General features: G+C 69.2%; 9 protein-coding genes. 8 read left to right on the plus strand and 1 reads right to left on the minus strand.

What is annotated here, in order from left to right:
- Window positions 1–27 precede the first annotated feature (27 nt).
- Entirely contained in the window at window positions 28–1,194 is a 1,167-nt protein-coding gene (locus ACZ5ON_RS27725; RefSeq protein ID WP_465598287.1) for an ABC transporter substrate-binding protein, read from the plus strand.
- Between the two features lie 7 nt (window positions 1,195–1,201).
- Here ACZ5ON_RS27725 and ACZ5ON_RS27730 read toward each other — a convergent pair whose 3' ends face one another.
- A complete protein-coding gene (locus tag ACZ5ON_RS27730; protein ID WP_465598317.1) occupies window positions 1,202–2,851 on the minus strand; it encodes a PucR family transcriptional regulator in 1,650 nt (549 codons plus the stop codon).
- A 338-nt stretch (window positions 2,852–3,189) separates the two neighbouring features.
- Between ACZ5ON_RS27730 and ACZ5ON_RS27735 the strand changes: the two genes are divergently transcribed.
- The 7 genes from ACZ5ON_RS27735 to ACZ5ON_RS27765 all read left to right on the plus strand — a co-directional run bounded on the left by ACZ5ON_RS27735 (window position 3,190) and on the right by ACZ5ON_RS27765 (window position 12,484).
- On the plus strand, window positions 3,190–4,707 hold the full coding sequence (locus ACZ5ON_RS27735) for a gamma-aminobutyraldehyde dehydrogenase (RefSeq protein WP_465598290.1): 1,518 nt from the start codon (window positions 3,190–3,192) through the stop codon (window positions 4,705–4,707).
- Window positions 4,708–4,769: 62 nt separating this feature from the next.
- Window positions 4,770–6,020 (plus strand): polyamine ABC transporter substrate-binding protein, encoded by a 1,251-nt coding sequence (locus ACZ5ON_RS27740; protein ID WP_465598293.1) that lies wholly within the window; start codon window positions 4,770–4,772, stop codon window positions 6,018–6,020.
- 66 nt (window positions 6,021–6,086) lie between these two features.
- Window positions 6,087–7,232 carry an ABC transporter ATP-binding protein gene (locus ACZ5ON_RS27745; RefSeq protein ID WP_465598296.1) on the plus strand — a complete coding sequence of 382 codons (1,146 nt, stop codon included), beginning with the start codon at window positions 6,087–6,089 and terminating at the stop codon, window positions 7,230–7,232.
- Window positions 7,229–8,155, plus strand: a complete 927-nt coding sequence (locus ACZ5ON_RS27750) for an ABC transporter permease (protein WP_465598299.1) — start codon at window positions 7,229–7,231, stop codon at window positions 8,153–8,155. Before ACZ5ON_RS27745 ends, ACZ5ON_RS27750 begins: the two co-directional genes overlap by 4 nt.
- Entirely contained in the window at window positions 8,155–8,958 is an 804-nt protein-coding gene (locus ACZ5ON_RS27755; protein WP_465598302.1) for an ABC transporter permease, read from the plus strand. Before ACZ5ON_RS27750 ends, ACZ5ON_RS27755 begins: the two co-directional genes overlap by 1 nt.
- Before the next feature lie 65 nt (window positions 8,959–9,023).
- Window positions 9,024–10,418: an NAD(P)/FAD-dependent oxidoreductase gene (locus ACZ5ON_RS27760; protein ID WP_465598305.1), complete on the plus strand. Its 1,395-nt coding sequence runs from the start codon at window positions 9,024–9,026 to the stop codon at window positions 10,416–10,418.
- 536 nt (window positions 10,419–10,954) lie between these two features.
- On the plus strand, window positions 10,955–12,484 hold the full coding sequence (locus tag ACZ5ON_RS27765) for a CoA-acylating methylmalonate-semialdehyde dehydrogenase (RefSeq protein ID WP_465598308.1): 1,530 nt from the start codon (window positions 10,955–10,957) through the stop codon (window positions 12,482–12,484).
- Window positions 12,485–12,903: the final 419 nt, after the last annotated feature.

A 12,903-nucleotide genomic window follows, 5' to 3' on the forward strand; every position in this document is an offset into this window, starting at 1 on the left:
TCACGTTCTCTGCCCAGGAGCACGCCCATGCGCTCAACCATGTCCCGCCGCGCCGTCCTCGGTGCCACCGGTCTGCTCGGCGCGGCCGCGCTGTCGGGCTGCGGCATCCCTGCCGCCTACGTACCCCAGGAGCGGCGCTCGGCGCCGGACCGCTCGGAGCGGGACAAGACGCTGACCTTCTCCAACTGGACCCAGTACATCGACGTCGACAAGGCCGGCCACCGTCCCACCCTGGACGAGTTCACCAAGCGGACCGGCATCGAGGTCACCTACACCGAGGACATCAACGACAACGACGAGTTCTTCGGCAAGATCAGCCCGGTACTGGCCCAGGGCGGCGACCCGGGCCGGGACCTGATGGTGATCAGCGACTGGATGGCGGGACGCTACGTCAACCTCGGCTGGGTGCAGACGATGGACCGGGACCGGATGCCGAACGTCGCCAAGTACCTGGACCCCCAGCTGCGGAACCCCGCCTTCGACCCGGGGCGGAGGAGCAGCGTGCCGTGGCAGTCGGGCATCACGGGGATCGCCTACAACCGCAAGGCGCTCGGCCGGGAGATCAAGTCCACCGCCGACCTGTGGGCGCCGGACCTCAAGGGCCGGGTGACGCTGTTCTCCGGGATGGACGAGGCACTGGGCCTGCTGATGCTCTCCCAGGGCTCCGACATCACCAGGTTCACCGCCGACGACGCGCACCGGGCGATGGACCTGGTGCAGAAGATGGTGGACCGCAAGCAGATCCGCCGGTTCACCGGCAATGACTACACCAGCGACCTGGCCTCCGGAGCGGCGATAGCCTGCCAGGCGTACTCGGGGGACGCGATCCAGCTCAAGGCGGACAACCCGGACATCGAGTTCGTGGTGCCCGAGGAGGGCGCGGAGCTCTGGGCCGAGAGTCTGATGATCCCGAACAAGGCCGAGCACAAGCAGAACGCCGAGCAGCTGATCGACTACTACTACCAACCCGAGGTGGCCGCCAGGCTGGCCGCGTTCGTGCAGTACATCTGCCCGGTCCCGGCCGCGCGCGAGGTACTGGCCCGGAGCGACGACCAGGACACGGCCGCCCTCGCCGAGGAGCCACTGATCTTCCCGACCGACGAGATCCGGGCCAAGCTGCGCACCATGCGGGACGTCAAGGCCGACGAGCGGCCCGGCTTCCACCAGATCTGGGGCAAGGTGGCCGGAGTCTGACGCCCGCTCAGCGCCGTACGGCGTCCAGGGCGAGCAGGGCGACGTGCAGGGAGAGGCAGGACTCGACCTGGTCGAGGTCGACGCCGAGGATCCGTTCGACCTTGTGCAGCCGGTCGTAGAAGGACGGCCTGGACAGGTGCGCCGCGTCGGCTGCGGCCGACTTGTTGCGCCCCTGGTCCAGGTAGATCCGCAGCATCCGCACCAACTGCCCGCCGTGCTCCGCGTCGTACGCGAGAAGCGGGCCGAGCTCGCGCTCGACGTACGTCTGCAGGCGGGCGTCGTCGCGCAGCAGGTGGAGCAGCCCGCGCAGCCGGACGTCCGGGAGCCGGTAGTAGGAGGAGGTCCGGCCGCCGTCGTGCAGGGCGGCGTCGGCGACCTGGGTGGCCTCCAGCAGGGTGCGCCGGGCGTCCCGGACCGAGCCCACCGAGGAGCCCACCGCTATCACCGGTTCGGCCACGGGCGCCGGGGTGTCCCTGGAACTCTCCGTCACCAGCCTGCGCAGTGCGGTGGCGAAGGAGTCGAGCGCGGTGTGCTCGTCCTGCTGCGAACCGAGCGTGATCAGCAGGCCGACGCCCTCGTCGTCCAGCGCGCCGACCAGGGCGGTCAGGCGGCAGGCGCGGATCGCGCCGGCGGCCAGCTCGGTGAAGTCGCGCAGTCGGGCCTGCGCCTCCAGCGCGGCCGGGATCGGTTCACGGCGCTGGCGCAGCACCACCCCGACCAGGCGGCGGCTCTCCAGCGGCACCCCCAGCGCCTGGGCGCGCAGCGCCACCTCGGAGACGGTCAGCGAGTGGGTCAGGATGCCGGAGAGCAGGGTGCGGTGGGTCTGCCGCTCCAAGCTCTCCCTGTCGCGGACAACCAGCCGGTTCAGTGCCAGGGTGGCGGCGCCGCGCTCCAGCAGCATCGAGTGCGGGTGCGGGGTGCTGGCGGGCAGCGGGACCGGCTCCTCGACCAGGACCAGCCGGCCCCAGTCCTGGCCGCGCGCGCCTACGGCGGTGACGAGCCAGCCGCTGCGCGGGTCGTAACCGGTCCGGCCCGGCGGATGGACCCCGCGCGAGCGGCGCTCCCAGCCCTCCAGCAGCTCGGTCTCCGAACGGCCGGCCGGATCGTGGGTCAGCACCTGGTGCGCCAGGTTCTCCAGCACCACCGGACGGCCAGCCATCCGGGCCACCTGGCGGACCACCTCGGCCGGCTCGGCGCCCTCCACGGCCAGCTCGTTGAAGACCTGGTGGACCGCCTCCGAGGTGCGCAGCTGCTCCAGCTGGGCGTTGACCACCAGGGCGTGCACCGCCTCGGTGATGGCGACGAAGCGCAGCTCGCGGCGGAGCACGATCAGCGGCAGTCCGTGCTGATCGGCGGCGTGCACCAGGGCGCGCGGAAGGCTGTCGAAGTAGCGGCGGCCGAACTCGACGACCAGTCCGGCGACACCGACCTCGTCCAGCTCCCGGACATATCTGGCAAGCCCGTCCCGGTCCTCGGGCAGGGCGATTCCGGTGGTCAGCACCAGTTCGCCGCCCTGGAGCATGCCGGCCACATCGGGGAGCTCGCTGACGTGCACCCAGCGCACCGGGCGCTCCAGCTGGGTGGCGCCGGCCACCACCTCGGGCAGGCCGCGCCGCATCACGTCCAGGTCGAGTACGCGGGCGACGGTGGGGAGCATCGCGGGCCTCCAGCGAGTCAGGGTGTCAGGGAAATCATCCATCGACTAGACGCTCTGTCGGCCTTTCACGTTGTAAACCCGTTGCGGGGTGGCCTGCCGGAGTGACCCTTGTCACCCGGATGCCGCAGCGGGCAAGGTCAGCGGAACGGTTGTGGAGAAGCCGGGCATCACCGCCGGAATCCGTGGCGCGGCCGGACGGCGACAGCGGAATCCCTTGTGGAAGCCAGGAGCGCCTGCCAGGATCGCGCATCCCGGTGGACGAACGGCTCTCGCATTGCGGTGACCGGGCAGTTGGCCGGCGCGCGGCCGTCGAATCACCGGGTACATGGAGGAACCTGATGGATCTGACCAGTCTCAGCGCGGGCGCGCACCACATCGCGGGCCGCCTGACCAGGGGCACCGGGGCGGAGCCTTTCCAGGTCGTCAACCCCGCCGACGGGAGTGTGGTGCAGGAGGTCCTGCTCGCGTCCGGCGCCGACGTGGACGCGGCGGTAGGCGCCGCGAAGGCCGCACTGCCCGAGTGGTCCGGCGCCACCCCGGGGGCCCGCGCCCAGGCGCTGCTGAAGCTGGCGGCCGTGCTGGAGGAGCACGCCGGGGAGTTCACCCGGGTGGAGACCGCGCAGACCGGCAAGCCGATCAAGCTCTCCAGTGAGTTCGACGTGCCGGGCACCATCGACAACACCTCGTTCTTCGCCGGAGCGGCCCGCAACCTGGAGGGCAGGGCCGCGGGGGAGTACTCCGGTGACCACACCTCGTACGTGCGGCGCGAGGCGATCGGCGTGGTCGGGTCCATCGCTCCGTGGAACTACCCGCTGCAGATGGCGGCCTGGAAGATCCTCCCGGCGATCGCGGCTGGCAACACCATCGTGCTCAAGCCGGCCGAGCTGACCCCGTTGACCTCGCTGATGTTCGCCCAGGCGTGCACGGAGGCGGGCATCCCGGACGGTGTGGTCAACGTGGTCACCGGCGCCGGGGGTACCGCCGGTGAGCGGCTGATCTGCCACCCCGACGTCGCGATGGTCTCCTTCACCGGCTCCACCGCGGTCGGCAGGCGGGTGGCCGAACTGGCCACCGCCACCGTCAAGCGCACCCACCTGGAGCTCGGCGGCAAGGCGCCGTTCGTGGTCTTCGACGACGCCGATCTCGAGGCCGCGGTGCATGGCGCGGTCGCCGGTGCGCTGATCAACAGCGGACAGGACTGCACCGCCGCCACCCGCGCCTACGTCCAGCGCCCGCTGTACGAGGCCTTCGTGGCGGGGGTCGCCGAGCTGTTCGCCGGGATCCGCCTGGGCGACCCGCTGAACCCGCAGACCGACCTCGGCCCGCTGGTCTCGTACACCCACAGGGACCGGGTGGCGGGCTTCGTCGAGCGGGCCCGCGGGTACGGCGCCACCGTGGTCACCGGCGGACGGGCCCCGGCCGAGGGCCACGACGGTACGGACCTGACGCTCGGCGCGTACTACCCGCCCACCCTGATCACCGGGGCCGCCCAGGACAGCGAGGTGGTGCAGGGCGAGATCTTCGGGCCGGTGCTGGTCGTCCTGCCCTTCGACAGCGACGAGGAGGGGCTGCGGCTGGCCAACGACACCCCCTATGGGCTGGCCGGCTCCGCCTGGACCAGCAACGTGCACCGCTCGCTGCGCGCCACCCGGGAGATTGCGGCCGGGTGCGTCTGGATCAACGACCACATCCCGATCATCAGCGAGATGCCGCACGGCGGCTACAAGTCCTCCGGCTACGGCAAGGACATGTCGCAGTACTCGCTGGACGAGTACACCCAGGTCAAGCACGTCATGTACGACACCACGGCGGTGGTCCGCAAGGACTGGCACCGCACGGTCTTCGGAGACAGATGACCCCGCCGGCGAGCCGTCCCCCACCGGCTCCCCGCCTCTTCCCCCCAGGAGGGTGTCCCCGCATGGAGTTCAACGAGATCGCCGACGGACTGTCCGAACCCGTCCGCAGGGCGTGGGAACGCAGTCTGACCAACGGCCGGGCCGCGCTGACCCGCCGCTCACTGCTGCGCGGCGTGGGCCTGGCGGCTGCCGCCGGGACCCTCGCGGCTTGCGGTATTCCACCCGCGAAGGGTGGGACCGGGGCGGCCCTCGACAACTCCGTCAAGGACCTCTCCGATTCGGAGAAGGTGGTGAACTTCTCCAACTGGCCGCTGTACGTCGACGTCGACGGGAAGAACAAGGACCGGCACCCCACCCTCGACGAGTTCACCGCAGCCACCGGCGTCAAGGTCAGGTACAACGAGGACGTCAACGACAACGTCGAGTTCTTCGGCAAGATCAAGCCGCAGCTGGCGGCAGATCAGGACACCGGCCGGGACCTGATGGTGCTCACCGACTGGATGGCCGGGCGGCTGATCCGGCTCGGCTGGGTGCAGCGGCTCGATCCGGCGAACGTCACCAACGCGATCCTCAACGTGGAGAACCGTTTCCGCGTCCCTGACTGGGACCCGGGCAACCGGTACTCCTACCCTTGGGCAGGCATTCAGGTGGTCGTCGCGTACAACCGCAAGGCGACCAAGGGGAAGCCGGTGGGCAGTGTCGGCCAACTGCTGGACGACCCCGAGCTGAAGGGCCGGGTCACCTTCCTCTCGGAGATGCGCGACACGGTCGGGATGGTGCTGCTGGACCAGGGCAAGGACCCGGCGAAGATCACCACCGCCGACTACGACGCCGCCATCGCCCGGCTGCAGAAGGGCGTGGACGACGGGCAGATCCGCAAGTTCACCGGAAACGACTACGGTCAAGAGCTGTCCTCCGGGGACATCGCCGCCTGCCTGGCCTGGGGCGGCGACCTGATCCAGCTCCGGGCGGACAATCCCGACATCGAGTTCGTCATCCCCGAGCAGGGGTACGTCGGCTCGACCGACAACATGCTGATCCCCGCCAGGGCTCAACACAAGAAGAACGCCGAACTCCTGATCGACTTCTACTATCAGCAGAAGATCGCAGCCGAACTCACGGCAGGCATCAACTACGTGTCCCCGGTCGCCGGCATCAAGGACGAGCTCGCCAGGCTCGCCCCCGACGTCGCCGAGAACCCGCTGGTCGTCCCCACCCCGGAGATGGCCGCCAAGGTCCACGTCTTCCGTACCCTCTCCGAGCCGGAGGAGACGGACTTCGAGGGCAAGTTCTCCAAGTTGATCGGCGCCTGAGTCGATCGGCGTCCGACCCCACATCGGCCCCTGCATCTGTAGTACGGCACCTGACAGAGAGACACCATGACTGAGCAGCTGCGCGACGCGGCGACGGCCGGCGGAGACGTCCGTCTCACCGGCATAGGCAAGACCTACGGCGACTTCACCGCCGTCCATCCCCTGGACCTCACGGTGCCGCAGGGCTCCTTCTTCGCCCTGCTCGGTGCCTCCGGCTGCGGCAAGACCACCACGCTGCGGATGATCGCCGGCCTGGAGGAGCCCACGACCGGCACCGTCGTGATCGGCGGGCAGGACGTCACCGCGCTGCCGCCCTACAAGCGCCCGGTGAACACCGTCTTCCAGAGCTACGCGCTCTTCCCGCACCTCGACATCTTCGAGAACGTCGCCTTCGGCCTGCGTCGCCGCGGCAAAAAGGACGTCAAGAAGCAGGTCGAGGAGATGCTCGATCTGGTCGAGCTCGGTCCGATGGCCAGGCGCAAGCCGCACCAGCTCTCCGGCGGCCAGCAGCAGCGCGTCGCGGTCGCCCGCGCGCTGATCAACCACCCCCAGGTGCTGCTGCTGGACGAGCCGCTCGGCGCCCTCGACCTCAAGTTGCGCCGACAGATGCAGCTGGAACTCAAGCGGATCCAGACCGAAGTCGGCATCACCTTCGTCCACGTCACCCACGACCAGGAGGAGGCCATGACCATGGCCGACACCATCGCGGTGATGAACGGCGGCCGGGTGGAGCAGCTCGGTGCCCCCGCCGAGTTGTACGAGAACCCCGCCACCACCTTCGTGGCCAACTTCCTCGGCCAGTCCAACCTGATCCCCGCCGAGGTCACCGGCCGCAGCGACGGTGACCTGCTGCTCAGCGCCGCCGGGGTCCGGCTCACCGTGCCCAGGTCCCGGTGCGCCACCGAGGCCACGCGGATCCACCTGGGTGTCCGCCCAGAGAAGATCACCATCGCGCACGCCTCCGCGACCGTCCCCGAGGGCCGGAACAGGATCAGCGGCACGGTGGCCGACTCCAGCTTCATCGGTGTCTCCACCCAGTACGTGGTCCGGTCCGAGTCCGGCCAGGAGATCGCCGTCTTCGAACAGAACATGGAGCGCGACAGCCGGATCGCTCCCGGCGCCCCCGTCGTCCTGCACTGGAACCCAGCGCACTCCTTCGGCCTCGACGCCTCCCAGGCGATCGACGCGGGCACCGGGGAGGAGGCGGCGTGACCACCCACACCGAGGCCGCACCACCCCAGGTGATCCCCCTCCCCGACGCGCCGAGAAGGCGCCACAAGCTCACCGCCTACTGGCTGCTGCTCCCCGGCATCGCCTGGCTGGTGGTCTTCTTCGCGGTGCCGATGGTCTACCAGGCCTCCACCTCGCTGCAGACCGGTTCGCTGGAGCAGGGCTTCAAGCTGACCTGGCACTTCGCCACCTACTGGGACGCCCTGAACGAGTACAAGTGGCACTTCGTCCGCTCGTTCGCGTACGCGGCCGTCGCCACCGTGCTCTGCCTCGCCATCGGCTACCCGCTGGCGTACACCATCGCCTTCAAGGCCAACCGGCGGTGGCGGAACGTCATCCTGATCCTGGTGATCGCGCCCTTCTTCACCAGCTTCCTGATCCGCACCCTGGCCTGGAAGACCATCCTCTCGGACGGCGGCCCGGTGGTGAGCACGCTCAACAGCCTGCACCTGCTGAGCCTCACCGACGCCGTCGGCCTGACCTCCGGCCACCGGGTGCTGGCCACCCCGCTCGCCGTGGTCTGCGGTCTGACGTACAACTTCCTGCCGTTCATGATCCTGCCGCTCTACACCTCACTGGAGCGGATCGACCCCCGGCTGCACGAGGCGGCGGGCGACCTCTACGCCCGGCCCTTCACCACCTTCCGCAAGGTCACCTTCCCGATCTCGCTGCCCGGTGTGGTGGCGGGCACGCTGCTCACCTTCATCCCGGCCTCCGGCGACTACATCAACGCGCAGCTGCTCGGCTCGCCGAGCGAGCAGATGGTCGGCAACGGGATCCAGAAGCAGTTCCTGAACGTGCTCGACTACCCGACCGCGGCCGCCCTGAGCTTCATTCTGATGGCCCTGATCCTGGGCATGGTCACGGTTTACATGCGCAAGGCCGGGACGGAGGAGCTGGTCTGATGTCCCGCGTCTTCAAATGGATCCGCGAGCACCTGGTGGTGCTGGCCGGCATCCTCGCCCTCGTCTACCTGGTCCTGCCGAACCTGGTGGTCTTCGCCTTCTCGTTCAACAAGCCCGTCGGCAAGTTCAACTACGAGTGGTCGCAGTTCTCCACCGATGCCTGGACCCACCCGTGCGACGTCGCCGACATGTGCGGCTCGCTCTCGCTGAGCCTGCAGATCGCCACGCTGGCCACCATCGGCGCCACCGTGCTCGGCACCATGGTCGCCTTCGCGCTGGCCCGCTACCGCTTCCGCGGCCGGGCCGCCACCACCGCGCTGATCTTCTTGCCGATGGCCATGCCCGAGGTGGTGATGGCCGCCTCGCTGGGCACGCTCTTCCTCAACATGCGCATCCAGTTCGGCTTCCTGACCATCCTGATCGCGCACATCATGTTCTGCCTCAGCTTCGTGGTGACGGCGGTCAAGGCACGCGTGATGTCCATGGACCCGCGGCTGGAACAGGCCGCCCAGGACCTCTACGCCACCCCGACCCAGACCTTCCTGAAGGTCACCCTGCCGCTCGCCGCCCCCGGTATCGCGGCCGGCGCGCTGCTCAGCTTCGCGCTCTCCTTCGACGACTTCATCATCACCCAGTTCAACTCGGGCCCGACCACGGTCACTTTCCCGATGTTCGTCTGGGGCGCCTCCCAGCGCGGTATCCCGGTGCAGGTCAACGTGATCGGCACCGCGATGTTCGTCGCCGCGGTGCTACTGACGATCGCCGGCCAGTGGGTCGGCAACCGTCGGAAGGCGCGGCACTGACCCATGTCCCACCTCTTCCACCACTACTGATCACCTACAAATCATCAGAAAGTAGCTGATACAGCATGGACTCTGCCCGTGCGCTCAGTGATGCTCAGCCCACCCCCTTCTGGCTGGAGGACCCCGGTCGGCCGCAGGCCCTGCCCGCGCTGGTCGGTGACACCAAATGCGACCTGCTCGTGGTCGGCGGCGGCTACTCCGGCCTGTGGACCGCGCTCATCGCCAAGGAGCGCGACCCCGCACTGGACGTCGTCCTGGTCGAGGGCCACGAAGTGGGGTGGGCGGCCTCCGGGCGCAACGGCGGATTCTGTGCCGCCAGCTTGACCCACGGTTTCGGCAACGGCCTGGCGCGCTGGCCCGGTGAACTCGCCGAGCTGGAGCGCCAGGGCGCGGCCAACCTCCAGGCCATCGAGGACACGCTCGAGCGCTACGACATCGACGCCGAGTGGGAGCGCACCGGCGAGATCGACATCGCCACCCAGCCGCACCAGCTGGAGGAGCTGCACGAGGTCGTCGATGCCGTCTCCCAGTACGGCATCGAGCTGACCTTCCTCGACGCCGCCGACCTGCGTGCAGAGGTTGACTCGCCCACCTTCCTCGGCGGCCTCTGGGACAGGAACGGCGTGGCCATGCTCCACCCGGCCAAGCTCGCCTGGGGCCTCAAGGCGGCCTGCCTCGCCCAGGGCGTCCGTGTCTTCGAGCGGACCAAGGCCCTGGACCTCTCGGAGTACGGCAGCGGCACGGCCGTCCGCACCTCCTACGGCCGGGTCTTCGCCCGCCGGGTCGCGCTCGGCACCAACGTCTTCCCGTCCCTGGTGAAGCGGGTCCGGCCGTACATCGTCCCGGTGTACGACTACGCGCTGATGACCGAGCCGCTCACCGGGGAGCAACTCGCCGCCATCGGCTGGGCCAACCGGCAGGGGCTCAGCGACAGCGCCAACAAGTTCCACTACTTCCGGCTCTCCGCCGACAACCGGATCCTGTGGGGCGGCTACGACACCATCTACCACTACGGCGGTCAGGTCCGGGCCGAGTACGACCAGCGGCCGGAGACCTTCCGCACCCTGTCGCGGCAGTTCTTCCAGACCTTCCCGCAGCTGGAGGGCGTCCGGTTCACCCACGCCTGGGGCGGCGCGATCGACACCTGCAGCCGCTTCTCCGCCTTCTTCGACACCGCCTACAAGGGACGCGTCGCCTACGCGGCCGGCTTCACCGGGCTCGGGGTCGGCGCGACCCGGTTCGGCGCCGAGGTGATGCTCGACCTGCTGGCGGGCCGATCGACCGAGCGGACGGAGCTGGAGATGGTGCGCAGCAAGCCTCTGCCTTTCCCACCCGAGCCGGTCCGCTGGGCCGGGATCGAGATGACCAAGTGGTCACTGGACCGCTCCGACCACAACGGCGGGCAGCGCAACGTCTGGCTGCGCACGCTGGACCGGCTCGGCCTCGGCTTCGACAGCTGACGGCGGGAGGGCTTGGCCGGATCCGGGGACCGGGGCTGTCCTGGGGCCAGGGTTTCGGTGATGTTCCGGGTGCTGGGGTTGCGGTGATGCTCAGGAGCCGGGGTCTCCGGTGATGTTTCGGGGGTGCGTCCCACTTTGGGAGGCGCCTCCGAAACATGTGCGCTCCGACTGCGAATCGGGTGGGAACCGCGGCCTGCCTCTTCTCTGGTGTCGGTCCGGCCGGGATGGACAGGTCCTGGCCGGTGCCTCCCCGACCGCTCGGGCGTCCTGACCGAACCGGTCGACCTGGAGCCGGCCCTGCAGAAGCCGCCGTTGAGCTGTACCGGATCGAACCGAGGCGGTCGTCAGCACATCGATCCTTCGACGACCTGTAAGGCTGAATCCCGGATCCCCGTCATGCTGTTCGTTGAGCCCGGCCTCGCCGGTCCGCAGACTGGAATCGAGCGCGGTAGCGCCGGAATCCCGTCGCCCGGCCCGGGTCGGGAGGCGCCGCACAAGGGCCCGGCGGCAGGTGAGCCGCACGGGGACTTCGGAGGATGACCTTGAGCAAGCACATCACCCACTGGATCGACGGCGCATCCGTCGCCACCGCCGGCGCCGCGCCGCGCCGGGGTGACATCTTTGACCCGGCCACCGGCCAGGTGACCGGGCAGGTGGATTTCGCGGAGATCGCCGAGGTTGACCAGGCGGTCGCTGCCGCCGCCTCGGCCTTCGCCGAGTGGCGCAACGCCTCGGTCGCCAAGCGGACCCAGGTGCTCTTCGCCTTCCGCGAGCTGTTCAACGCCCGCAAGGACGAGCTCGCCTCGATCATCGTCTCCGAGCACGGCAAGGTGCACTCGGATGCGCTCGGCGAGCTGGCCCGCGGCCAGGAGGTCGTCGAATTCGCATGCGGCATCCCGCAGCTGTCCAAGGGCGGCTTCACCGAGCAGGCGTCCACCGGCATCGACGTCTATTCGATCCGCCAGCCGCTCGGCCCGGTCGCGATCATCTCGCCGTTCAACTTCCCGGCCATGGTGCCGATGTGGTTCTTCCCGATCGCCATCGCGACCGGCAACACGGTCGTGCTGAAGCCCTCGGAGAAGGACCCGTCCGCCGCCAACTTCCTTGCCCAGCTGTGGAAGGAGGCCGGCCTGCCGGACGGCGTCTACAACGTGGTGCACGGTGACAAGGTCGCCGTCGACCGGCTGCTGGAGCACCCCGACATCAAGGCCGTCAGCTTCGTGGGCTCCACCCCCATCGCCCGCTACGTCTACGAGACCGGCACCCGCTACGGCAAGCGCGTCCAGGCCCTCGGCGGCGCCAAGAACCACATGCTGGTCCTTCCCGACGCCGATCTAGACCTGAGCGCCGACGCCGCTGTCAACGCGGGCTTCGGCGCGGCCGGCGAGCGTTGCATGGCGGTGTCGGTCCTGGTCGCGGTCGACCCGATCGGCGACGAACTGGTCGAGAAGATCAAGCAGCGGATGGCCACCCTCAAGGTCGGCCCCGGCTGCAACGGCGACTCCGAGATGGGCCCGCTGGTCACCGGCCAGCACCGCGACAAGGTCACCTCGTACGTCGAGTCCGGCCTCGCCGACGGTGCCGAGCTGGCCGTCGACGGCCGGAAGCACCTGATCGCCGCCGAGGACGCCTCCGGCACCCCCACCACCGACGGCTTCTGGCTCGGCCCCACCCTGTTCGACCACGTCAAGCCCGGCATGTCCGTCTACAACGACGAGATCTTCGGCCCAGTGCTGTCGGTCGTCCGGGTCTCCTCCTACGAGGAGGGCCTGGCGTTGATCAACGCCAACCCGTACGGCAACGGCACCGCGATCTTCACGAATGACGGCGGCGCCGCCCGGCGCTTCCAGCACGAGGTCGAGGTCGGCATGGTCGGCATCAATGTGCCGATCCCGGTCCCGGTCGCCTACTACTCCTTCGGCGGCTGGAAGGCGTCCCTCTTCGGTGACGCCCACGCCTACGGTCCCGACGGCGTCCAGTTCTTCACCCGCGGCAAGGCCGTGACCCAGCGCTGGCTGGACCCCTCGCACGGAGGTATCAACCTGGGCTTCCCGACCAACTCGTGACCCGGGGCCGTTGGCCTCGATGATCTCTGAGGTTGCACGGCGTTGAGGCTGTTCGGCTGTGGAGCTGCACGGTTGTGAGGGCTGCCCGGTCCTCCGCGCACGGTATGAGGTGCGGGGAGAACCGGGCAGCCCTCATCGGTTTCTCCCGGCTGTTCGGGAAGAGCCGTTTGCATCACCTCGCGGGGAGGGGTAGTGTTCTCTAGTCGCTCGGCAGGGAGCACCGGACACGCATCGGCGCGGACGGTCCCGGGGCGGCCAATTCTCTGAAACACCACTTCTTCTGTTCGGGCTGGGTCGTGTCTTGTCGCGGCTCGGTGTGAATTGGTGTGTTTTTCTGGATTGCGGCCGGGATTCGCTTTGTGGAGCGGGGATCGGCTAGGGTTTGAAACGTCGGACGGGCCGTCAGGTCGGGTCCGGTG

The organism is Kitasatospora sp. NPDC032150 (assembly GCF_055579945.1).